The organism is Agrobacterium sp. AGB01 (genome assembly GCF_014851585.1).
Taxonomy (GTDB): Bacteria; Pseudomonadota; Alphaproteobacteria; order Rhizobiales; family Rhizobiaceae; genus Agrobacterium.
In genome coordinates, this window is sequence record NZ_JACVAB010000003.1 from 589,350 (window position 1) to 612,377 (window position 23,028).

The window sequence follows — 23,028 nt, forward strand, 5'->3', positions numbered from 1 at the left end:
CGGCCGGATTTCCTGTCGGAGTGCACTATGCAAGATTTTCTGGAATTCAGGTCGATATCCAAAGGATATCCCGGCGTGCAGGCGCTCGCTGACATTTCTCTCGGCGTGCGCAAGGGCTGCGTGCACGGCCTTATGGGTGAAAACGGAGCGGGAAAATCGACCCTCATCCGTATTCTGTCGGGCGATCAGGCGGCTGATGAGGGGCAAATCCTTATCGATGGTGTCGTTCAAAATTATCGATCGGTGCGTGATGCATTTGATGCTGGCGTCATCGTCATCCATCAGGAACTGCAACTCGTTCCTGAGCTGACAGTGGCGGAAAACCTCTGGCTTGGCCGGTTTCCGGGCAAGGCTGGTGTTATCAACCGCCGTGAAATGATCAGCGTCGTCAAACAGAAGCTCGTCGAAATCGGCATCGATATCGACCCCTCCGACAAGGTTGCTTCGTTATCGATTGGCGCGCGCCAGATGGTTGAGATTGCCAAGGCGATCATGGCGGATGCACGCGTCATAGCGCTCGATGAACCCACCTCATCGCTCTCGTCCCGTGAAAGCGAGATCCTGTTTGCACTGATTGAGAAGCTCAAATCTCAGGGCATCGTCATCCTTTACGTGTCCCATCGACTGGATGAGATTTTCCGCCTCTGCGACAGCATGACGGTGCTGCGTGACGGCAAACTTGCCGCACATCACCCTCATATTGCAGATGTCACACGCGAGCAGATCATTTCAGAGATGGTTGGTCGCGAAATCAAGAACATCTGGGGCTGGCGTGACCGTCCAAAAGGCGAGGTTCGCCTTGACGTCAAAGATCTCAGTGGCCACAAGTTACCCATACCGATCAGTTTCTCCGTGCGTCAGGGAGAAATCCTTGGTTTCTTCGGTCTGATTGGTGCCGGCCGCAGTGAAATGTCGCGCCTTGTTTACGGCGCAGACACCCGCTCACAAGGTAAAGTCACCGTCGACGGACAAGCCGTCGCGGCTGACAGCCCTCCCCACTCGATACGGGCCGGCATTGTTCTTTGCCCTGAAGACCGCAAGTTCGACGGCATTATTCAGGGCCGCAACATCGAGGAAAACATTTCAATTTCCTCGCGACGCCATTTCTCGCCATTTGGCGTGTTGAAGCCGAAAAAAGAAGCGGAACTGGCCGAGACCTTCATCGCAAAATTGCGTGTTCGTACCCCATCGCGCCAGCAGGACATCATCAACCTGTCGGGCGGCAATCAGCAGAAGGTCATCCTGGCACGCTGGCTTTCCGAACAGGGCGTCAAAGTACTGATTATCGATGAACCAACGCGCGGTATTGATGTCGGCGCCAAGGCCGAAATTTATGAAATTCTCTATGAGCTGGCCGCTCAGGGCATGGCGATTGTCGTCATTTCCAGTGAATTGCCGGAGATCATGGGCATTTCCGACCGCATCCTAGTGATGTGTGAAGGTCGTGTCGCAGTCGATGTGGAACGGCCAGACTTCAACGAACACCGCATATTGGCGGCGGCACTGCCTGATGTGTCCAACGCCAGCGAACTTCCAACTCAACAGGTACAAGCACGATGACCTCTCTGAAAAAACTCCTTCTCGGCGAACAGGGGCTCGTCGTTCTTTTTGCCATCGCTTTCGTGATCGTGTCGTTGACCGTTCCGAACTTCCTGACCGAGCGCAACATGCTCGGTCTGCTGCAATCCGTCGTGACGATCGGCATCGTTGCCTGCACCATGATGTTCTGCCTGGCTTCACGTGACTTTGACCTCTCGGTCGGCTCAACTGTTGCCTTTTCAGGCATGGTGGCAGTCATGGCCTCCAACGCCACCGGCTCCATCGTCCTCGGACTGATCGCCGCGCTGCTTTGCGGTGGCGCCGTTGGCCTCATCAATGGGTTAGTGATTGCGAAATTCCGCATCAATGCGCTGATCACCACGCTTGCGACCATGCAGATCGTCCGTGGTTTTGCGCTAATCGCGTCGGATGGTCGCGCCGTGGGCATTAATGATCCGAGCTTTTACCAGCTGGCATTGTCCAAATTCCTGGGCATTCCCACACCGATCTGGGTCATGGCGGCAATGTTTATTGCCTTCGGCTTTCTGCTGAATCGTACGGTTTTTGGCAAGAACACACTGGCAATCGGCGGCAACCCGGAAGCCTCGCGTCTTGCCGGCGTCAACGTCGTCAACATGCGTGTCTGGATTTTCATGTTGCAGGGTCTGGTCTGCGCCGTCGCCGGTGTACTGCTTGCATCAAGAATTACCTCCGGTCAGCCCAATGCCGCAACCGGCCTTGAACTGTCGGTTATCTCGGCTTGTGTTCTCGGGGGCGTGTCCCTGGCAGGTGGTCGTGCGGCGATTAGCGGCGTTATCGTTGGTGTCCTTATCATGGGTATTGCCGAAAACGTCATGAACCTCCTGAACATTCAGGCCTTCTACCAATATGTGGTGCGTGGCCTGATCTTGTTGTTGGCCGTGTTGCTCGACAATCTGCGCTCCTCTGCAGCCGGTCGCCGCCAGTGACAGACCAGACGGGACATCATCTCCACGACGGACAGCTGGACGTACGGGTTTCAACAAAGGGCGGTAGCGTAAGCGCCGCCTTTTTTGAAGGAACACCTGTCTTTGTGGCGGCTGGCGGACCAGACAGACGGGCTGCATGTTTTCCTCTCGTGCCATTTGGCAATCGGGTAGAATTCAACAGCTTCAATGTTGGAGATGAGGTCTATTGCTTTCAGCCGAACAGCAACGATCCACTCTATGTGCACGGCGATGGCTGGCTGGAAGACTGGACAATCGTCGTCAGCAACTCACAGACGATAGAACTGTCGCTGCGTCATTTCGCCAATGATATAACGCCGTATGACTATGTCGCACTTCAAAAGATCTCGGTCTCCCAAGGGCGCCTGACAATGGACCTGTCAGTGCAGAACCATGCGGCCAAGCCAATGCCATTTGGCCTTGGTTTTCATCCGTTTTTTGCGCGCACCGAAGCTGTTACGGTAAAGGCGGCAATCCAGACCTTCTGGACAGAACGCCAAGGGCATCTACCGGGACCGGTCGCTGCTATTCCTGCGGATATCAGTCTTGCTGACGGTACCACCCTGCCCGCCCGTTTTACCAACAATGCGTTTTCGGGATGGGACGGCCGCGCTGAAATCTTCTGGCCGGAACTCGGCATTAGCGCAGACCTTGAGGCAACGCCCAACAACGACGTCGTTATGTTTTACACACCAACCGAACGCCGCGACTTCTTTTGTTTCGAGCCGATGACACATCTTCCCAATGGTCATCATTTGGCTGATTTGGGAGGTTTGGTCCTCCTTGAAAGCGGCCAAAAACTTCAGTCGGGTTTCAGCATCCAGTTCAGGAAATCATCAAATGACTAGCAGATTAAACGGCAAACGCATCATGATCACGGGTGCCGCCCAAGGTATCGGCCTTGCTATTGCGGAAGCATTTGCGCGCGAGGGTGCAGATCTGCTGCTGGTTGATCTGGATGGCGATCTGCTGGCTGAAACCGCACAACGTTTGAAACAGTCCGGCAACAAGATCGCCTACCGCACTGGCGACATTTCCAATGCTGTCGCAATGGCTGAGGCCGTAGCCTATGCAAAGGACGAAATTGGAACACTCAACGCATTGGTGAACAATGCCGGCGTCAACGTGTTTTCCGACCCGCTGTCGACCACCGATGAAGAATGGGCGCGTTGCTTTGATATCAATCTCAAGGGCGCCTGGAATTGCTGCCGTGCAGTTTTGCCAGATATGATCGCAACAGGTGGCGGCGTTATCCTCAACATAGCTTCGACCCATGCCTTCACCATTATTCCGCACACATTCCCGTACCCACTGGCCAAGCACGCGCTGCTTGGACTGACGAAGTCGCTCGGTCTTGAATATGCGGGGCAAAATGTGCGCGTCAACGCGCTGGCACCCGGTTATGTCTCGACCCAGAAAGTCATCGACTACTGGAACAGTTTCCCGGATCCGGAAGCCGCAAAGGCAGAAACCATGAAACTGCACCCGACGGGCCGCATCGCCACGCCAGAAGAAATCGCCATGGCGGCGGTGTTCATGATTTCGGACGAGTGCCCGTTCATGAATGCCACATGCCTGACCGTCGACGGCGGACTAAGCGTACAGCAACACCCGGCTTAAACCGGCAGCAAGCGCTCTCAAAAAAAGAAAGGGCGACCTCATCTTGTCGTATGAGGTCGCCCTTATTTTATAAAGCGGTCGTGGCTGTTCAGGATGTCGCGGCGATATCCTGCCAGGCCTCATAGGCCGAAAGTACCGTTTCCATCTGCGCGGTATGACCGGCAATGAAGTCATCACCATAGATGGTTTCATCGGGATACTCGGTAATCAGCGTCATTGGCACTGTGTGGCGATCATCAACCGATGCCAGGCACGGGAAACCATTGATGACACGGAAACCGGTTTCTCCTGCATGAATTTCATAGAGCGCAACCTGCCGCTCATTATAGGCCAGAAGGCCCGGTATTGCACTGAGGTGCCGTGTGACACGGTCCAGCAGACGTTCGGCCTGCGGTTCCCAACCGGCGTGGTAACGCGCCACTAGGAAAAAGCCCTTCGGCAACGTCCACATCGCAAAATTGCGCGGCACATAACCCGAAAGCGGACGCGTCCATTCATGGGAGGGGTAACCGTGCAGATTGACGTGCAGCAATGCGCCGCTCAATTGCTGCGCATCAAAGCGGATTTGCTTTTCGTTGAGATGGCCAGCTGCGGTTTCTTCGGTACGATACTCGAGATCGTCACCAAGTGCCGTGTAGCGGGCAGCATGATGCATATGGCGCGGGTTATCGACACAAAGTCGCTGGTGTAGTGCGTAACCGTCCGGGTTCTCCAGCGGAGAAATCGTAAAATGTGCGCCCGGCCGTTGCACGAGCTGTTTTGCGGCCCTGACAGCGCCGCAAATGCCAGTGGTTTCATTAGGATGTTGACCACCGCTGATCATCACTGCAGCGTCGGTACCATTGACATAACGGGCATGCAGCACACGTCCTGCTCTGGAACGCGCCTCGAAGGCGTCGCCACCCACCTCGGAAAGTGCGGTAACGATCTGCTGCGTGGCTAGCGGGCGTGTCGCCGTATCGAGATCCTGGACCTCACCATCAAGGTAGCCGGTCGTCAGCGGGCGCACAGAAACGCAGACCGAGACGGCATTTCCGTCCCTGACGATCTCAGGCACGATCTGGCCCGGTTTCAAGCCGCGATCGCCAATGGGTCGCCCGGACTTTTTCTGGAAAAATTCCAGAAGCGAAAAGTAGAAATCTTCGTGCAGCGCTTCACGCAGGCTTATCGCCTCGTCGCCAACCGCAATCCGTTCATCGTCGGCAGGAAATGCAACACGAATATTGAGCTCTTCGAAATAAGGCTCATCCATGCCCCAGTCGTAAGTGGCAACAGCATCGATTGCAGAGGCAAACAGCGATTCATAATCGGTTTCCAATCGCACACCTGGCTCGTCGTCACGCTGCACCCAGCCGGTTGGAGACAGATTGGTTTCGTCCGCCGCATCGACATGCACACGATTGGGAGCAAAGACCTTGATGGTCTCTGTCCGACCCGTTCGCTGCAGGACAACGTCATAATGCAGGTTCGCGTCCTTGCGAGCGGTGAAGCTTATCGCGCGCGCTCCGACCATTTCTGCAAGGGGATAGGCCTCGAGACGAAACCTGTTTTCCGGTGCATTGGGATGCACGGGATAAAACACCTCGATGCTTTCAACGCCGTCGAGATTAATCTCTTCCAAAAAAGCATAAAGAAGCGGCTTGTAGGCGCTACGCAGCCGCGCCGTAACACCTTTTTCAGCAAAAGCGCGCTCAGCTGTACGGCGGCTCGCCCGGTCATCGAAAGTCCAGGCCTGTAATGTGCTTCCGGGCAACGCGTCTGCAAGCAAAGTATCAAGCGTGCGCGTCAAACGGCGGTCGAATAGAATTGTCATGGCAATTTACCTCGAAGTGCGGCCGGTCGGGTCGAGACTGTCACGCAGCCAGTCACCCAGAAGGTTTAGGCCAAGAACGGTCAACAGAATGGCCAGACCGGGGAAGACGCTGACCCACCAGGCCGTTTGCAGGTAGGTACGGCCGTCTGCCAGCATGCCACCCCAGCTCGGGATTGTCGGATCAACGCCAAGGCCCAGGAATGTCAGGCTGCTTTCCAGCAGAATATTGTTGGCAACGTTCAAGGTCATCAACACGATTACCGGACCAATCAGGTTCGGCAGAAGATGCTGGAAGATGATGCGCCAGTCTTTGACACCAATCGCGCGCGCCGACAGAATGAATTCGCGCTCACGCAATGTCAGCACCGAACCACGCACCAGACGGGCATACTGCACCCATTGCGATACGATCAGCAGAATGATGGTGTTGGTCAGGCTGCCACCAACGATGGCAATGAAGGTGATCGCCAACAGGATGAACGGCATAGCAAGCTGCAGGTCGGCAAAGCGCATGACCAGCATGTCCCAGAAGCCACGGTAATAACCGGCAACCAGTCCGACCACGACGCCAAACACGACGGCACCGAGAACAGACGAAAAGCCGACAAGCAGCGAAATCTTACCGCCTGCAACAACGCGCGCCAGCACATCACGTCCAAGTGGATCAGTGCCAAAGGGATGTGCAGCGTTGGCAAAGGGCTTTGCCAGACGGGCCATAAGATCGATCTTTTCTGCTCCGCCGGGGAACAGGAAATCGGAAAATAGCACTGCAAGGCAGATAACAACGGTCAGGCAAGCGCCAAGCACAAATTCAAGACTTGCAAAGCGGGAAGCGCGTGAGGAATTGGCAGCCATCAGCGATTACTCCGTGCGAATGCGCGGATCGACCAGCCCATAGGCAATATCGACCAGCAGGTTAATGCCGACAATCAGCAGGGAAAGAACGGTGATGACACCCTGCAGCACAGGATAGTCGCGCGCGGCGACCGCATCAAAAGCAAGCGTGCCCAGGCCCGGCCAGTTGAAGACACGTTCAATGACCACGATACCGCCGAGGAGGCCGCCGAACTGCAGGCCGAAATAGGTAATGAGCGGAATGGCGCAATTGCGCAGCGCATGTTTGTAGAGCACCTTGCTTTCACTTAAGCCCTTGGCACGGGCAACCATCACATATTGCGACTGCAACGTGTCCAGCATGGCTGTGCGCACAAGACGAACATTGGTCGCGGTCAGGATGACGCCCATGGTCAATGCGGGCATGACGTAGCTGGACATGCCAACCATGCCGCTTGGCGGCAACCAGCCAAGCGTTATGGCAAACAACAGCACCAACATAGTCGCCAGCCAGAAATTCGGGAAGGAAAGACCAATCAGCGAGAAGATGCGAATGGCCTGATCGGCAGCCTTGCCACGCGACGTTGCAGCCTTGATGCCGAGCGGAATGGAAAGGGCGATCGACACGAACATCGAGATAAAGGCGAGCAGCAACGTAGCCGGAAGCGCATCGCCAACAAGACGGGAAACGGAGGTGCCGCCGGTAAAGCTGCGTCCGAGGTCGAATGTGACCAGCCCTTTAAGGAAGCTCACATATTGCACGAAGAACGGCCGGTCAGTGCCCAGTGCTTCACGTATACGCGCCAGATCATCTTCCGTCATGCTTCCGCCGCCGCCCTGAAACATCATCAGGGCCGGGTCGCCAGTCAGGCGCACGGCAAAAGACACAAGAAGCGTAATGGCAATGACGACAAAAAGCGCCTGCAACAATCGTTTGATGAGGAAACCGGCCACGTTTTTTCCCTTCGCAAGTCAGAGGCGCCGCCCGTCAGGCAGACGGCGCCGTTTCGTCGGATTACTCGACGGTTACCTCGTTCAGCTTCAAGCGGTTGTCAGGAGGAGCGACAAAGCCCTTCACGCGCTTGTTGATGCCGAAGATGGCGTTGGAGTTGTAGAGCGGCAGTTCAAGTGCCTTGTCGGCAACATACTGGCCAACTTCGCGAAGGATCTTTTCACGCTCTGCACGGTCGGTCAGCGGACGCTGCGATTCCAGCAGCTTGTCCAGCGTCTCGTCCTTTTCATACGGGTTCCACTTTTCACCCGAGTGGTACATGGCATAGGCCGTGTTATCGAAGTCGAATGTCCAGCCGCCCCACTTCTGCTGGAACATCGCACCGGTTTTGCCCTGCGGGATGATGTCGTTGACCAGCACATTTGTTTCGTAAGGCTTGATGGTTGCGTTCAGGCCTACCTGCTGAAGATAGCTGGCAATAACCTGTACCACTTCATTCATCGTGGAATCTGCACCGCGAACGTCGATCTGCAAAGGCGTTCCAGCCTTGACGCCAGCGTCAGCAAGGAGCTTCTTTGCACCGGCAGGATCGTAAGGCAGCGGCTCCAGTTCTGGATCATGACCGAAGGACAGAGCGCTCTGGAAGCTTGCGATCTCCGATGCCTGACCAGCCAGAATGGACTGGACGATGGTGGAACGATCGACAGCCATGATGATGGCCTTGCGAACACGCGGATCTGCAGTGATGCCATCACGGGTGTTGAAACGCAGCGCATCTACTGTTGGGCCGGGAACGCTGACAATCTCCAGCTTGGAATCGCCGGTGATGACAGGGATCATGCCAATCGGAATGGTTGGCGGAATAACGATGTCGACACGACCGGCCTGAAGTTCGGCAACGGCTGTGGCTGGCTCGGCGATAAAGCGGTACTCAAGCTCGGAGATCTTCGGTGCACCACCCCAGTAGTCCGGGTTGGCTTCCAGCTTGATATCAACCTTCGGAGCATAGGACGAGAACTTGAACGCGCCGGTACCGACCGGGTTGACGTTGAAATTGTCTTCACCCTTTTCCTGAATGTATTTTGGCGGAACGATCATCGCGCCATAACCGGCCAGCTTGGTCAGCAGCACTGGGTCCGGCGACTTGAGTTTCATCTCAACCGTGTAGTCGTCGATAACATCAACGCTTTCGATAACGGTGTAGTTGGAACGCTGTGGACCCTTGGCGCCTTCATCTCCCAGAAGACGGTCAAAGGTGAACTTGACGGCAGCAGCATTGAAGTCTTCACCGTTATGGAATTTGACATTCTGGCGCAGCTTGAAGCGCAGTAGTTTGCCGTCATTCAGCTCTTCCCAGGATTCAGCAAGTCCCGGAACAACTTTAAGGTCAGGACCACGGTAAGTCAGACCATCGAAAATGTTGGTAGAAACGGAAGCCCACGCCACCAGAAAGGTGTCGATCGGGTCCCAGCTTCCCGGATCCTGTTGCAAGGAAACCGTCAGTTTCCCAGCGGCAGCGGCTGGCTGTGCGGAAGCAAGAGCCAGCGCCATGAAAGTAGCACTTATTCCCCATTTGATTATTTTCATGTACCTCTTCCTTTTAGTGATACGCGATTAATCGCTATTTTCAGGCACTTTTTGCTACGAAGTGACCCGGGTTTATTTCCTCACGTTCGAGAATTTTTGGTTCGTTGCCCACAGCACGGATAGGACTTGGGATTTCGCCTTCCAGCAGCGCCGTATTGCGGGCTCGCGTCGGATCGGCAACCGGCACAGCCGACAGGAGACGGCGGGTGTAGTCATGCGCAGGCGTTTCAAACACTTGCTGGCGGCTACCCATTTCCATGATCTGGCCGAGATAAAGCACGGCAACGCGGTGGCTCATTTTCTCCACCACTGCCATGTCATGGCTGATGAACAGATAGGCCAACCCGCGCTCTGCCTGAAGGTCCATGAACAGATTGATGATCTGCGCCTGAATGGACACATCGAGAGCCGAAAGCGCCTCATCGGCGATAATCAGTTGCGGATCGGATGCCAGTGCACGGGCAATGCAGACACGCTGACGCTGACCGCCGGAAAACTCGTGCGGATAACGGCTGGCGAATGAGCTATCGAGACCGACGCGCTCCAGTAACTCATCAACCCGGCGACGCACCTCTTTGGTGCCCAGGATCAAACCATGGGTATTGATCGGCTCGGCGATCGAAAAGCCCACGGTCTTGCGTGGATCGAGTGAGGCGAACGGGTCCTGAAAGATGTACTGCACCTTCTGACGCATGGAGAAACGCTCGGCCGCCGACATATCGCTGTAGCGTTTTCCGGCAAACGAGATTTCGCCAGCACGGGATGCTTGCAGCTGCTGGATCGTACGTCCGATTGTCGATTTCCCGGAGCCAGATTCACCGACAAGCGCCAGTGTTTCACCCGGACGGATATCAAAGGATACTTTCGAAACGGCACTGCAGCGGTGGGTCACCTTGCCGTACCAGTTCTTTTTGATATCGAAACGTACAAACAGGTCCCGCACCGACAGCAGAGGCTCACCTTCTTGGCGAACCGTGTTCTGAACACGTTCCTCGCCAACTGTCTTTGGTTCACCGTCCTCAAGCACAGTCAATGGCTTGCGGATCGGGAACTCTTCCCCTGTCATGCTACCAAGACGTGGCACAGCCGACAGCAGGGAGCGTGTATAAGGGTGCTTGGGGTTGGCGAAAATCTCGGCGACCGGGCCTTCTTCAACCTTCTTGCCCTTCCACATCACAACAACATCGTCTGCCATTTCGGCGACAACACCCATGTCGTGGGTAATGAAGATCATGCCCATGCCGAGCTTCTGCTGCAGGTCTCGCATGATGTTGAGGATTTGCGCCTGAATGGTCACGTCTAGCGCCGTCGTTGGTTCATCGGCGATCAACAGCCGGGGACGACAGGCCAATGCAATGGCAATCATCACACGCTGGCGCATGCCACCGGACAGCTGGTGCGGATAACGGTCCAGAAGCTCTCCGGCATCCGGCAGGCGCACCATTTCCAGCAGTTCCTGGGCTTTTTTGCGTGCTTCAACCTTGCCGATCTTTTCGTGCAGAATCAGCACTTCGCATACCTGATCACCGATGGTGAAAACCGGGTTCAGGGAGGTCATCGGCTCCTGGAAGATCATGGCAATTTCCTTGCCACGGATGGAGCGCATTTCCTTCTGGGTCAGTTTCAGCAGATCCCTGTCGTCAAACAGAATGCTGCCGGTGTCGAACTTCGCACCCATCATGTCGGCCAATCGCATGGTCGACAAAGAGGTTACGGATTTTCCGGAGCCGGACTCACCCACGACAGCCACCGTGCGGCCCGCTTCCACCTTGAATGAAAGGTCGTCCACGACCCGGCGTCCACCAAAGCTGACACTTAAGTTGTTGACTGCAAGCAGCGGTCGCTGAGCGTTCGGGGAATTGGTCATGCCTTTGTCTCCGGCTTGGCCTGTCCGGCGTTATGGGAAGATGCACCCGTTTCAATCGGGTCGATGCGCGCAATGACATTTGCCGCCTGCTGGAATGTACCGGCTTCGGCGAGCAGCGTGATGACGCCAGAACGATGTGCAGAGATGGCCGTTTCCATTTTCATGGCATCCATCATCGCAACAACCTGGCCTTTTTCGACTTCTGCACCGTTTTCAATGCGCCAGTGGGCAAGCATTCCGGCGAGTGGCGCACGCAATGCGTTTTCATCTGCCGCAGCATCCGTTTTGGCGTCTGCCGGTGTCATGTGAGCCTGCCCGAAAAGTCGCAAGAAACTCTCTGGCAGGCCAATCTCGACATGCTTGCCGTCAATCTCGGCAACACCGCGCAGCAGGGCCGCCTTGCCCTGTTGTGCCGGGCGTGCAGCCTGTTCAAGCACAGCTGCGAAATCAGTCTCGATCCAGCGAGTATGAACCTTAAAGTCGGCGCCCGCAAAATCATTGTCCTGCATGACTGCACGATGGAACGGCAGGGTCGAGGGCACACCTTCGATGACGAACTCACCAAGTGCGCGACGGGCACGCCGAATTGCCTGCTCACGATCCCTGCCCCAGACGATGAGTTTCGCCACAAGGGAATCGAACATCGGCGGCACATCGCATCCATTGTTCACGCCGCTGTCCAGACGGACACCGGGACCGGCAGGCGCTTCAAACCGGGTGATATGACCGGCTGATGGCAAGAAGCCACGACCTGGATCTTCCACGTTGATACGGAACTCGATGGCGTGACCACGTGGTTCCGGTGTCTGTGTAAACGACAGCGTTTTGCCTTCGGCAATGCGGAACTGCTCGATGACAAGATCAATTCCGGTTGTTTCTTCGGTAACCGGATGTTCCACCTGAAGGCGGGTATTCACCTCAAGGAAAGAAATGACACCGTCGACGCTCAGCAGGAACTCCACGGTTCCGGCACCGGTGTAACCTGCCTCCGCACAGATATCCCGGGCAGCGTTATGGATGGCCTGACGTTGCACATCGGAAAGGAACGGTGCAGGCGCTTCCTCGACCAGCTTCTGGTTCCGGCGCTGCAACGAACAATCGCGTGTGCCGACGACGACCACATTGCCGCTACGATCGGCAAGAATTTGCGCCTCGATATGGCGCGGCTTGTCCAGAAAGCGTTCGATGAAACACTCACCACGGCCAAACGCCGCCAGCGCCTCCCGCGTCGCGGACTCAAACAGTTCTTCAACTTCGTCCAGATTGCGAGCGATTTTCAGACCGCGTCCGCCGCCGCCATGGGCAGCCTTGATGGCAATTGGAACGCCATGTTGTTTGGCAAAAGCAAGCGCCTCAGACGCCGTTTCAATTGCACCATCACTGCCGGCAACCAGCGGCGCACCCACACTTTGTGCGATACGGCGCGCCGAAAGCTTGTCGCCAAGCACGTCGATGACCTCAGGATCGGGGCCGATCCAGATCAGGCCCGCATCGATAACTGCGCGGGCAAATTCGGAACGCTCCGAGAGGAAACCATAGCCCGGGTGTACGGCATCGGCACCGCTACGCTTTGCGACATCAATCAGCTTAGCGATATCGAGATAGGTCTCGGCGGCCGTCACACCTTTCAGCGCATAGGCTTCATCGGCTTTTTTGACGAAACAGGCATCAGCATCCGCATCGGCATAAACAGCCACCGAGCGAAGACCGTAATCCCTGCAGGCACGAATGACGCGAACAGCAATTTCACCGCGATTGGCAATCAGGACTTTTTTCATTGGGGATCACTCGCAACGAAATCGATATGCGTAAAAGCATTCAGGGCATTAAAACGGATATGAGCGCCAACAGGTATCTGACCTGCCAGATCAAGGTGATGAGCCGCGACATTGGCTATGACGGGATAACCGCCCGTGAGGGGATGATCCGACAGGAAAAGCACCGGCTGCCCGCTGGCAGGCACCTGCAAGGCACCGCGCAGTGTTGCCTCGCTGGGCAATTCATTGCGGTCTAGCCGCTCAAGCGGTTCGCCCGACAGACGGATTCCGACGCGGCTGGATTGTGGTGTCACCCGCCAGCTCTGCGAAAGGAAACTTTCCACCGCCTCATTGGTAAACCAGTCAGTGCGTGGCCCCAGATAAATATCCAGCGTCACGATCTCGTCGGCTTTCGGCATGGCAAAAGCAGGTTGCTCACCCGGCAGCACAGGTTTTTTTACGTTTTCAGAATTAACGGCCAGCTGTGTACCGGCACCAAGTGCCACAGCACCAATCTGCGCTAGGGTATCGGTTGCCACACTGCCCAGCACAGGCTCAACCACAAAGCCGCCACGCATGGCAAGATAAGAGCGCGTACCACTTAGCGGAGACTGAAGAGCAACCACGTCGCCATCATCCAACGCAATGGGCGTATTGAAATCGACGCTGGCAACATCGCCGTTGGCACTGGTCACAGACGTAGCAGCCGGTGCGCCCGTAAAGGCCACGACACCGCGTCCAATCGCCTTGAAGGAAAATCCAGCCGGTGCGATTTCCAGTGCCGGTGTACCGGGACGATTGCCAACGATGCGGTTTGCGAGCTTGAAATTTCCGTGATCAAGTGCTCCGGACAGGCTGACGCCCTGCGCTGCCATATGGGCCCGCCCCAAATCTTGCATCAGAACCGGCAGACCGGAACTCAAGATTTCGATACCGTTTCCGATATCGGACGGAACACCTGCGCGAGGCTTCGCAACAACCGCTGTCTTTTCAACCGCGTGCATGCTGGAGCGAGCAATGTCGTGGAAACGAACACGCAGGCCAGGACGCAAAAGCGTTGCGGGGTCACGGGCAAGATCGAACATCGCCAGTGGTGTTCTACCAATCAACTGCCAGCCACCAGGGCTAGCCTTGGGGTAAACACCGCTGAATTCACCGGCAAGGCCGACGGAACCAGCGGGCACGACTGTGCGGGGTGACTTGCGACGGGGAACGGCAAGCTCTGCACCCGGCGCGGAAAGATAGGCAAAACCCGGCGCAAAACCGGTAAAGGCGACCGTATACTCCGCTTCAGTGTGGCGCCTGACAACTTCGGACGTGGAACATCCCAGTAGTTCGGCAACATCGGCAATATCTTCGCCGTCATAATGAACGGGGATGTCTACGGTTTCGGTTACTCCAACACTGCGCTTTTTGCCCAACCGTGCAGCAACGGCTTGCAGCAACTCGGCCTGATCGAGGCTGAGTGGATCGTAAGCGATCATCAGGGTCCGCGCAGCCGGCACGATTTCCAGAACACCTGCCACAGGTGACTGCTGGAAGGCGTCGTAGAGCGACAGTGTTTCTTCCAGCCCCACCAACTCCAACAACAACGCACCAGGGCGCAACGGCAATACCCGTAACGACGGCACGGCAACAGCAGAAGAAGGGACTGCGAGCGTCATATCACGGGCGCCCTTGCGCGACGAAGGACCGGATGGATACGCCTTCTGCCGCAAACACGGCACGCAGGCGGGCTGCCATCGAGACTGCATCCGGGCTATCGCCATGCACGCAAATCGACTGCGCCTCGATCCGTGCGTCAGTTCCAGTGATGGACTGAACAACACCCTCACGCACCAGTCGCAACATGCGTTGCGCAACCACGTCAGGATCATGCAGGACGGCACCTTTTTCGCGGCGCGACACAAGCTTTCCATCGGCCGTATAGGCACGGTCGGCAAAAGCTTCCGCGACAACGCGAAGGCCCGCGACACGCGCCTGCTCGATCAAGGGCGAGCCGGCAAGCGCCATCAACACAAGTTCAGGATCAACACTGAGAATTGCCTTGATCACATCAGCCGCCTGACGTTCATCAAAGGCAATCGTATTATAGAGCGCCCCATGCGGCTTCACATAATCGACGCGGGCGCCAGCGGCGGTCGCAAGGCCCTTCAACGCACCAATCTGATAAATGACATCACCAACCAGTTCTTCGCTTGTTGGGTCCATATTGCGTCGACCAAAACCTGCGAGGTCGCGGTAACCGACGTGAGCGCCGATCACGACGCCTTTGACTTTCGCCTGTTGCAACGTCCGCAGAATTCCAGCGGGATCACCGGCATGGAAACCGCAGGCGACATTGGCGCTGCTGACAATGTCCAGCATCGCCACGTCATCTCCCATCGCCCAGGGACCAAAACTTTCACCGAGATCGCTGTTCAGATCGAATGTCAGCATCAATAACCCATCGAGAGCGGAGAATGGCAAAAAGCCGACCATGTGCGGGGTCAACCGTCAGCAAAACCTAGCAAAGGGCAACAATCATGTCTATACTGTTGAACAATCTTTCATTATCAGCCTACAAAAAATTAAATTATGCACATAAAATAAGCACTTATTTTGTGTTGCAGGTTATTTTTTCTTGTTTTGGAAGCCACTATAGCACTTATCTCGCTTGAAGCCTCGCACCGCGGCGCATAGATTGCGCGCGCTTCACCAATATAGTTGGCGTCATAGCCGACCCTGTCCTGAAGCGCAGAAAGATACCAACATGTTGGGAACGCAGATGAAGAAGGCGAAATCCGTGAGCACAACGGCGGCCTCGACAGAGCAGGTGCAAACACTTGCGGAAACCACCGCTTCCCGCATACGCGAACGCGTTGTATCCGGCACCCTGCCACCCGGCAGCCATCTTTCGGAAATCGCACTGGGCGAGGAGCTGCAGGTGTCGCGCAACACCCTGCGCGAGGTTTTCAGACTGCTGACCAAAGAAGGCCTGTTGCGGTACGAAGCCAACCGCGGCGTATTCGTGTCAACACCCAGCATGGCGACAATTATCGACATTTACCGCGTCAGACGTTTTATCGAGTGCCCGGCATTGGCGCATGCCCATCCGCGCCACCCCAGCGTTTCAGTCATGCGCGAAGCCGTCGAAACCGCAAAACGCCACCGTGAAGCAGGTGAATGGCTAGGTGTCGGTAGCGCCGACATCGCTTTTCACTCAGCAATCGTGCAATTGGCAGACAGCCCGCGCCTGACCGCATTTTACGGCCAGATATCGCTGGAGCTGCGGCTGGTCTTTGGCTTGCTGCGTGATCCTGAGTATCTGCACGGACCCTATATCGACCAGAATCAGACGATCCTTAGCCAATTGGAGCGCGGAGCCGCGGCCACCGCAGCTGAAAGCCTTGAGAAATATCTTCTCCAGGCCGAACGTTTTATTCTCGCGGCTTATGCCCGCATTTATGCAGAAAATGGCGAGCGTGCCTGAGACACGGCGATCAGGCTGAAGTCCTCACATCAAGATTGTGCATCAGCCGTGCCAGCCAGTCGACGAATACCCTTACCTTGTTCGTCACATGTCGTGTTTGTGGATAGACGATATAAATCGGCAAGCTTTCATGTTCCCAATCGGACAAGACAGGTAAAAGCTCACCGCGCTTTACGGCCTCATCGGCCATGAAGGGTGCAAGCTGCGCCACACCCATTCCAGCAACCGCGGCATTGAGATAGGTTCTGCTGTCATTGACGGACATGATGTAGTTGGGCGCAATATCAAGTTTCTGGCCGTCTTTTTCGAAATCCATGGTCATGATCTGCCCGGACACCGCGTTCAGATAGCCGATACAAAAATGTTTATCTTCAAGCTCTTGCGGGTGCTGCGGCAATCCGAATTTTTCCAGATAGCGTGGTGCAACGTAAGAGGCCAACCTCAGTTCTGAAACCTTGCGCGCGATCAGCGACTGGTCTCGCGGCGTACCGACCCGCAAAGCGCAATCGACGTTTTCGGCGATGTAGTCCACCAATCGGTCGCCGACACCCAGATCCAACTTGATCAGCGGGTATTTCTCGTGAAAGGAGCAGACGTTGGGAATAACCACAAGGTCGGCAAAGGCCCCTGCCATTTCGACGCGCAGCCGCCCGGAGGGTTGGACCTGCGCATTGGAAAGGCTGCCGTCGAGTTCGTCAATTTCCGAGATGATCTGAATGGCGCGTTCATAATAGAGGGCACCATCCGTCGTCAGCATTACCCGTCGCGTCGTGCGGTTCAACAGCGTTGTACGGAGATGCGCTTCCAAACCCTGCACCATGTTCGTGACAGTGGTTTTCGGCATATTAAGCGAATCCGCAGCACGGGAAAAGTTGCCGGTTTCAACAACTCGCACAAATACACGCATCGCCGACAACTGATCCACGCCGACATCCTTTCATTTTCGCTCTATTGTTCCGATTTTTGGAATAGTGTTTTCAATTATGCATGCTTGATCGATTTTATCCGAACAATAATATGCATTTCATGATTTATGGCAAGTGGCGAGCGAGTCACTGCCCCAACCCGGACAAAACACGATGAAGACGTATTGGAAAAACATTGAGATCGGAGGGGCTGATACCCCCTGTCTCTCTGTGCGTCTTTATCAAAATGAGACTGTCTCACGCACGCCGCCCCTGATCCTGTATCTGCGAGGCGGTTCGTTTCAGGAACAGAGCGGCCAATGTCCGGAACTGCCTGTCGCGAGAGCTTTGGCCGAAACGGGTGCTATCGTTGTCGAGGCGGATTATATTACACCGTCGAACAATGAATTTCCTCAGGCCATTGATTGCGCATTCGAGGCATTGAACTGTCTCTACAACCACCGGAAACAATATGGCGGTGCAAAGTCTCAGCTGTTTGTGGCTGGTGAAGAGGCCGGCGGCAATGTCGCCGCAGGACTAGCGCTCAAGGCACGCGACCGCATGCCCGGAGAACTGACAGGACAGATCCTGCTCTCTCCTATGATTGATCCGATGATGGCAACAGCGTCATTCCGCAATGCCGACAGCATAGGGATGCGACAACGCTGGGCTGACGGGTGGAGTCACTATCTGGCAAAGGCATGTGGCTTTTTCCATCCTTATGCTGCCCCTTGCCAATGCACACGGCTCAGCAAGGTCGCGCCAGCGCTGGTGTTCACTGCCGAGGACGACCCGCTACGTGATGAGACCGTCAATTATGCCGACAGGCTGCGTGACGCGGGCACTTTTGTAAGACAACATGTATTCCCCGCTGGCGAAGGCTGGACGGAACTTTATCGCGGAGGAGGAGGTCAGTGGTTGCCAACCGTCTGTACCGAATTCAACGACTTTATTGCAGAACTGAAACATTAAAACACCATTTTCATATCACTGATCGGCCCTGACGCAGGGCCAAGGAGAAACCCATGACGCTGAAAAACAAGCGCTGGGCCCTGACGGGTGCCGGCATAAGCCTTGCTGTGTCCGTTGCAGCCGCAGCTTTACTTTTTGAAATGAGCACGCAGACCAATGCAACGGCGGCCTCGACACCTGCTGAAGGACCTGCGATTCCAGTGACAGTGGCGACGGTACAAAGCCGTGATGTCATGCGTTGGGAAGAATTTTCCGGACGTTTGGAAGCGGTAGAACGTGTGCAGATACGCTCACGCGTCGCCGGTCAGGTCCAATCGGTTCATTTCCGTGAAGGTGCCCTCGTCAAGGCAGGCGATGCCCTCTTCACAATCGATCCGGCACCATTTCAGGCCACTCTGGCGGGCGCCGAAGCACAGGTTGCAGCAGCCGAGGCAAAGATTGGTCTGGCTCGTACGGAACTCGAACGTGGTCGCAGACTGTCGGATAATCGCACCATTTCACAAAGTGACATGGACCAGCGTCAGGGCGCATTCGCCGAAGCGGAAGCGCAACTGCGCGCCGCCCGTGCCGCATTGACGACAGCGCAAATTGACCTTGGTTACACTGAAATCCGCGCACCGGTTTCCGGCAAGGTCGGCAAACTTGAAATCACCGTTGGCAACCTGGTTGCTGCCGGTTCTGCTGCACCGGCCTTGACCACACTGGTGTCAGTCGATCCGATCTACGCCAGCTTTAATGCCAGCGAAGAAATGGTCGCAAAGGCGCTGTCGCAACTGCCTGTTTCCGCCTCGGCAATCCCTGCGCTTGAACAAATCCCTGTCGAGGCCGGTACGCTCGCCGATGAAGGAACACCGATCAAGGGTACACTGCACCTCGTTGATAACCAGGTCGATGCAGCCAGTGGCACGATTGGTGTGCGCGCCATCTTCGACAATCCCGATGGTCGCCTGATCCCCGGCCAGTTCGTTCGTGTTCGCATGGGTCAGCCAAAGGCTGAAAACCATATCGTCATCAGCGACCGCGCCATCGGAACAGATCAGGACAAGAAGTTCGTCTTCATTGTCGACGGTGAAAACAAGGTCAGCTACCGCCAGGTCAAGCCGGGTGGGGCAGCCGAAGGCGCACGCATCATCGAAAGCGGTCTTTCCGCCGGTGACACGATCGTCGTGAATGGCCTGCAGCGTATCCGCCCCGGCGCCACCATTGCGCCACAGGCCGAAGAGACCGTCGCAGCATCACAATGACCAAAGGGCAAAGGCGGGCCTGACCCGCCTCACCCAATCATCCCAAAAATTCGCCATTTGGTGGTCCGGTGCCACCGAAACGGCTCTCTGTATCCAGAATTTAACCGGAGAGGACTTTGTTATGAACATCTCCAGATTTTTTGTCGATCGACCGGTCTTCGCCGCCGTTCTGTCGGTACTGATCGTGGTTGCGGGCCTGCTTGGTATGCGCGCTCTGCCAATTTCCGAATATCCGGAAGTCGTGCCACCATCGATCGTCGTGCGCGCCACCTACCCTGGCGCCAATCCCAAGGTCATTGCCGAAACGGTGGCAACACCGCTTGAAGAACAGATCAACGGCGTCGAAGACATGCTGTACATGTCCAGCCAGGCCACGTCTGACGGCGTGATGACACTGACAGTCACCTTCAAGCTAGGCACCGATCCCGACAAGGCACAACAGTTGGTGCAGAACCGTGTTTCGCAAGCTGAACCCCGCTTGCCTTCAGAGGTACGCAGCCTTGGCGTAACAACCGTCAAAAGCTCTCCCGATCTGATGATGGTGATCCACCTGGTTTCGCCAGGTGATCGTTACGACCTGACGTACCTGCGCAACTATGCCGTTTTGAACATCAAGGACCGGCTGGCACGCATCGAAGGTGTTGGTCAGGTACAGATCTTCGGCGCGGGCGATTATTCCATGCGCATCTGGCTCGACCCGCAAAAGGCAGCAGAACATGGTCTTGCCGCCGCCGACATCACCAATGCCATCCGTTCACAGAACGTACAGGCTGCTGCTGGTATTATCGGCGCTTCACCCAACCTGTCTGGCATCGACATGCAGCTCAATGTCAATGCACAGGGCCGTCTGAGCACGCCGGAAGAATTTGGCAACATCATCGTCAAGAGCGGCTCAAACGGTGCGATCACCCGTCTGCGGGATGTTGCTCGCGTTGAACTCGGCGCTTCTGACTATTCACTGCGCTCATTGCTGGACGGTGAATCTGCCGTTGCCATTCCGGTTTTCCAGGCTCCAGGCTCCAACGCCATTGCCATTTCCGACAGCGTTTCTGCCACCATGACAGAACTGCAAAAGGCGATGCCTGACGGCGTGAAGTACGAAATCGTCTACGACACCACACAGTTCGTCCGCTCATCCATCGACAAGGTTATTGATACGCTGCTGGAAGCCGTTGCGCTTGTGGTGGTTGTCGTCATCCTGTTCCTGCAGACATGGCGCGCCTCGATCATCCCGCTGATTGCCGTTCCGGTTTCAATCATCGGCACTTTTGCGGTCATGTATGTCTTTGGCTTCTCGATTAACGCACTCAGTCTGTTCGGGCTTGTGCTAGCAATCGGCATTGTGGTGGACGATGCCATCGTTGTGGTCGAAAACGTCGAACGCAACATTGAAAACGGGCTGTCTCCACGCGAGGCAACCTACCGCGCCATGAAGGAAGTCTCCGGTCCGATCATTGCGATTGCACTGGTTCTCGTTGCCGTGTTTGTGCCACTGGCGTTTATCTCCGGTCTTTCTGGCCAGTTCTATCGCCAGTTCGCACTGACCATCGCTATTTCAACGGTTATCTCGGCTATCAACTCTCTGACACTGTCTCCAGCTCTGGCTGCCTTGCTGCTTAAGGGGCACCACGCTCCAAAAGACTGGCTGACACGTGGCATGGACAAGGTGTTCGGTGGATTCTTCCGCCTGTTCAACCGTGGCTTTGGTGCTGCGTCCAATGGTTACGGTCGCAGCGTCGGTGGCTTGCTGTCACGCAAGAGCGTCGTCATGTTTGTCTACATGGCGCTGGCCGGTGCAACCTACGGCATCTTCAATGCCGTGCCCGGTGGCTTCGTGCCCGCACAGGACAAGCAGTATCTGATTGGCTTTGCCCAGCTGCCTGACGCTGCCAGCCTCGACCGCACCGAAGACGTCATCAAGCGCATGAGTGAGATTGCCTTGGCACAGCCAGGCGTCGAACACGCTATTGCCTTCCCCGGCTTGTCGATCAACGGCTTTACCAACAGCTCGAATGCAGGCGTAGTGTTTGTTGCCTTGAGCCCGTTTGAGGAGCGCAAGACGGCCGATCTTTCCGGCGGTGCGATCGCCATGTCGCTCAACCAGAAATTCGGAGCAATCCAGGATGCATTTATCGCCATGTTCCCGCCACCACCGGTCAACGGCCTTGGCACAACAGGTGGCTTCAAACTGCAACTCGAAGACCGGGCCGGCTTCGGTTACCAGGCACTTGATGAAGCTAACAAGGCATTTCTTGCAAAGGCCTATCAGGCTCCGGAACTGGCTGGTTTGTTCTCAAGCTACCAGATCAATGTGCCGCAGCTTTACGCAGACTTAGACCGTGCCAAGGCAGAACAGCTTGGCGTCTCAGTCACTGACGTTTTCGAAACCCTGCAGATCTATCTGGGCTCACTCTACGTCAACGACTTCAACGCGTTTGGCCGTACTTACAGCGTGCGTGTGCAGGCTGATGCCAAGTTCCGCTCGCAGTCCGAGGATATCGGCCAGCTGAAGGTACGCTCGGCAAGCGGCGAAATGATCCCCCTGTCAGCGCTGCTGAAGGTGGATGCCACAACCGGTCCGGAACGTACAAACCGTTATAACGGCTTCCTCTCGGCCGATATCAATGGTGGTCCAGCCCCAGGCTTCTCATCTGGTGAAGCACAGGCCGCGATTGAACGTATTGCCGCTGAAACACTGCCTTCAGGCATTGACTACGAATGGACTGACCTCACCTACCAGCAAATCCTGGCAGGAAGTTCCGGTTTCCTCGTCTTCCCGCTGGCACTTTTGTTGGTCTATCTGGTGCTGGCCGCACAATATGAAAGTCTGACACTTCCACTGGCGATCATCATGATCGTACCCATGGGTGTACTGGCTGCATTGACAGGCGTCTGGCTGACTGGTGGAGACAACAACATCTTCACCCAGATAGGATTAATCGTTCTGGTGGGACTATCGGCAAAGAATGCGATCCTGATCGTGGAATTTGCCCGGGAACTTGAGTTTGAGGGCAAAAAACCGGTTGCTGCGGCGATCGAAGCCAGCCGTCTGCGCCTGCGTCCTATTTTGATGACATCGCTGGCCTTCATCATGGGCGTGGTGCCTCTGGTCATCTCCACTGGCGCAGGTGCTGAGATGCGCGCTGCCATGGGCGTTGCGGTGTTCTCGGGGATGATCGGCGTGACGTTCTTCGGTATCTTCATGACACCGGTTTTCTACGTGCTTGTTCGCAAGCTCACCGGAAACCGCGCACTTGTGCAGCACAAACATGCGGAAGAACAGGACGACAAGCCCCAGAGCACGTCTGAGACAACAAAATCGCTGAGCATGTTTGGCTAAAAATGGAACGACAATAATGGAGGCGCGCGAAAGCGCGCCTCAACGCATAACCCTCAGCAATATTTTTGAAGAGAAACTTACACGCCAAACTCTGTCTAGAGAGAAAAAATCCTGATATGGCGAGGGCTTACAAAACCGAC

At 55.8% G+C, this 23,028-nt stretch carries 17 protein-coding genes; 8 read left to right on the forward strand and 9 right to left on the reverse strand.

Annotated elements, in window-relative coordinates; genetic code table 11:
• Positions 1–27 precede the first annotated feature (27 nt).
• From araG to IB237_RS14510, 4 genes are read left to right on the forward strand one after another with little or no spacing between them, the layout of a single operon-like run.
• The gene (araG, locus tag IB237_RS14495; protein WP_192489351.1) at positions 28–1,560 is read left to right on the forward strand and encodes an L-arabinose ABC transporter ATP-binding protein AraG; all 1,533 of its coding nucleotides are present in this window, start codon (positions 28–30) and stop codon (positions 1,558–1,560) included.
• Positions 1,557–2,507, forward strand: coding sequence for an L-arabinose ABC transporter permease AraH (gene araH / locus IB237_RS14500; RefSeq protein ID WP_192489352.1), 951 nt, complete (start codon positions 1,557–1,559; stop codon positions 2,505–2,507). The genes araG and araH overlap by 4 nt, the downstream gene beginning before the upstream one ends.
• Positions 2,504–3,373, forward strand: a complete 870-nt coding sequence (locus IB237_RS14505) for an aldose 1-epimerase (protein WP_192489353.1) — start codon at positions 2,504–2,506, stop codon at positions 3,371–3,373. The genes araH and IB237_RS14505 overlap by 4 nt, the downstream gene beginning before the upstream one ends.
• Complete coding sequence (locus IB237_RS14510) at positions 3,366–4,145, forward strand: SDR family oxidoreductase (RefSeq protein WP_192489354.1); 780 nt, start codon at positions 3,366–3,368, stop codon at positions 4,143–4,145. The genes IB237_RS14505 and IB237_RS14510 overlap by 8 nt, the downstream gene beginning before the upstream one ends.
• 88 nt (positions 4,146–4,233) lie before the next feature.
• On the opposite strand, the gene IB237_RS14515 is transcribed toward IB237_RS14510, so the two are convergent.
• The 8 genes from IB237_RS14515 to IB237_RS14550 all read right to left on the reverse strand — a co-directional run bounded on the left by IB237_RS14515 (position 4,234) and on the right by IB237_RS14550 (position 15,394).
• Positions 4,234–5,958 (reverse strand): M14 family metallopeptidase, encoded by a 1,725-nt coding sequence (locus tag IB237_RS14515; RefSeq protein WP_192489355.1) that lies wholly within the window; start codon positions 5,956–5,958, stop codon positions 4,234–4,236.
• Between the two features lie 6 nt (positions 5,959–5,964).
• A complete protein-coding gene (locus IB237_RS14520) occupies positions 5,965–6,813 on the reverse strand; it encodes an ABC transporter permease (protein WP_192489356.1) in 849 nt (282 codons plus the stop codon).
• A gap of 6 nt (positions 6,814–6,819) precedes the next feature.
• Complete coding sequence (locus IB237_RS14525; protein WP_192489357.1) at positions 6,820–7,746, reverse strand: ABC transporter permease; 927 nt, start codon at positions 7,744–7,746, stop codon at positions 6,820–6,822.
• A 61-nt stretch (positions 7,747–7,807) separates the two neighbouring features.
• A complete protein-coding gene (locus IB237_RS14530; protein ID WP_192489358.1) occupies positions 7,808–9,331 on the reverse strand; it encodes an ABC transporter substrate-binding protein in 1,524 nt (507 codons plus the stop codon).
• Positions 9,332–9,371: 40 nt separating this feature from the next.
• Complete coding sequence (locus IB237_RS14535) at positions 9,372–11,198, reverse strand: ABC transporter ATP-binding protein (protein WP_192489359.1); 1,827 nt, start codon at positions 11,196–11,198, stop codon at positions 9,372–9,374.
• Positions 11,195–12,976 carry a biotin carboxylase N-terminal domain-containing protein gene (locus tag IB237_RS14540; protein ID WP_192489360.1) on the reverse strand — a complete coding sequence of 594 codons (1,782 nt, stop codon included), beginning with the start codon at positions 12,974–12,976 and terminating at the stop codon, positions 11,195–11,197. Before IB237_RS14540 ends, IB237_RS14535 begins: the two co-directional genes overlap by 4 nt.
• Positions 12,973–14,619, reverse strand: coding sequence for a 5-oxoprolinase subunit PxpB (gene pxpB, locus IB237_RS14545; protein ID WP_192489361.1), 1,647 nt, complete (start codon positions 14,617–14,619; stop codon positions 12,973–12,975). Before pxpB ends, IB237_RS14540 begins: the two co-directional genes overlap by 4 nt.
• Position 14,620: 1 nt before the next feature.
• Positions 14,621–15,394 (reverse strand): LamB/YcsF family protein, encoded by a 774-nt coding sequence (locus IB237_RS14550; protein ID WP_192489362.1) that lies wholly within the window; start codon positions 15,392–15,394, stop codon positions 14,621–14,623.
• A gap of 313 nt (positions 15,395–15,707) precedes the next feature.
• Here IB237_RS14550 and IB237_RS14555 point away from each other — a divergent pair, with 313 nt between their 5' ends.
• A complete protein-coding gene (locus tag IB237_RS14555) occupies positions 15,708–16,427 on the forward strand; it encodes a GntR family transcriptional regulator (protein WP_371815323.1) in 720 nt (239 codons plus the stop codon).
• A 10-nt stretch (positions 16,428–16,437) separates the two neighbouring features.
• Here the strand turns inward: IB237_RS14555 and IB237_RS14560 are convergent, their stop codons facing one another.
• Positions 16,438–17,352 carry a LysR family transcriptional regulator gene (locus tag IB237_RS14560; protein ID WP_192489364.1) on the reverse strand — a complete coding sequence of 305 codons (915 nt, stop codon included), beginning with the start codon at positions 17,350–17,352 and terminating at the stop codon, positions 16,438–16,440.
• Between the two features lie 154 nt (positions 17,353–17,506).
• Here IB237_RS14560 and IB237_RS14565 point away from each other — a divergent pair, with 154 nt between their 5' ends.
• The 3 genes from IB237_RS14565 (at position 17,507) to IB237_RS14575 (ending at position 22,888) form a co-directional block, all read left to right on the forward strand.
• Positions 17,507–18,304 carry an alpha/beta hydrolase fold domain-containing protein gene (locus tag IB237_RS14565; RefSeq protein WP_192489365.1) on the forward strand — a complete coding sequence of 266 codons (798 nt, stop codon included), beginning with the start codon at positions 17,507–17,509 and terminating at the stop codon, positions 18,302–18,304.
• 53 nt (positions 18,305–18,357) lie between these two features.
• On the forward strand, positions 18,358–19,548 hold the full coding sequence (locus IB237_RS14570; RefSeq protein WP_192489366.1) for an efflux RND transporter periplasmic adaptor subunit: 1,191 nt from the start codon (positions 18,358–18,360) through the stop codon (positions 19,546–19,548).
• 121 nt (positions 19,549–19,669) lie between these two features.
• Positions 19,670–22,888 carry an efflux RND transporter permease subunit gene (locus IB237_RS14575; RefSeq protein WP_192489367.1) on the forward strand — a complete coding sequence of 1,073 codons (3,219 nt, stop codon included), beginning with the start codon at positions 19,670–19,672 and terminating at the stop codon, positions 22,886–22,888.
• Positions 22,889–23,028: the final 140 nt, after the last annotated feature.

Excerpts from the sequence above, each read along its gene's own strand:
- IB237_RS14515 (WP_192489355.1), bottom strand. The coding sequence starts at position 5,958 with ATGACAATTCTATTCGACCGCCGTTTGACGCGCACGCTTGATACTTTG.
- araH (WP_192489352.1), top strand. The coding sequence starts at position 1,557 with ATGACCTCTCTGAAAAAACTCCTTCTCGGCGAACAGGGGCTCGTCGTT.
- pxpB (WP_192489361.1), bottom strand. The coding sequence starts at position 14,619 with ATGACGCTCGCAGTCCCTTCTTCTGCTGTTGCCGTGCCGTCGTTACGG.
- IB237_RS14510 (WP_192489354.1), top strand. The coding sequence starts at position 3,366 with ATGACTAGCAGATTAAACGGCAAACGCATCATGATCACGGGTGCCGCC.
- IB237_RS14520 (WP_192489356.1), bottom strand. The coding sequence starts at position 6,813 with ATGGCTGCCAATTCCTCACGCGCTTCCCGCTTTGCAAGTCTTGAATTT.
- IB237_RS14565 (WP_192489365.1), top strand. The coding sequence starts at position 17,507 with ATGAAGACGTATTGGAAAAACATTGAGATCGGAGGGGCTGATACCCCC.
- IB237_RS14540 (WP_192489360.1), bottom strand. The coding sequence starts at position 12,976 with ATGAAAAAAGTCCTGATTGCCAATCGCGGTGAAATTGCTGTTCGCGTC.
- IB237_RS14530 (WP_192489358.1), bottom strand. The coding sequence starts at position 9,331 with ATGAAAATAATCAAATGGGGAATAAGTGCTACTTTCATGGCGCTGGCT.
- IB237_RS14575 (WP_192489367.1), top strand. The coding sequence starts at position 19,670 with ATGAACATCTCCAGATTTTTTGTCGATCGACCGGTCTTCGCCGCCGTT.
- IB237_RS14555 (WP_371815323.1), top strand. The coding sequence starts at position 15,708 with ATGTTGGGAACGCAGATGAAGAAGGCGAAATCCGTGAGCACAACGGCG.
- IB237_RS14570 (WP_192489366.1), top strand. The coding sequence starts at position 18,358 with ATGACGCTGAAAAACAAGCGCTGGGCCCTGACGGGTGCCGGCATAAGC.
- IB237_RS14550 (WP_192489362.1), bottom strand. The coding sequence starts at position 15,394 with ATGCTGACATTCGATCTGAACAGCGATCTCGGTGAAAGTTTTGGTCCC.
- IB237_RS14535 (WP_192489359.1), bottom strand. The coding sequence starts at position 11,198 with ATGACCAATTCCCCGAACGCTCAGCGACCGCTGCTTGCAGTCAACAAC.
- araG (WP_192489351.1), top strand. The coding sequence starts at position 28 with ATGCAAGATTTTCTGGAATTCAGGTCGATATCCAAAGGATATCCCGGC.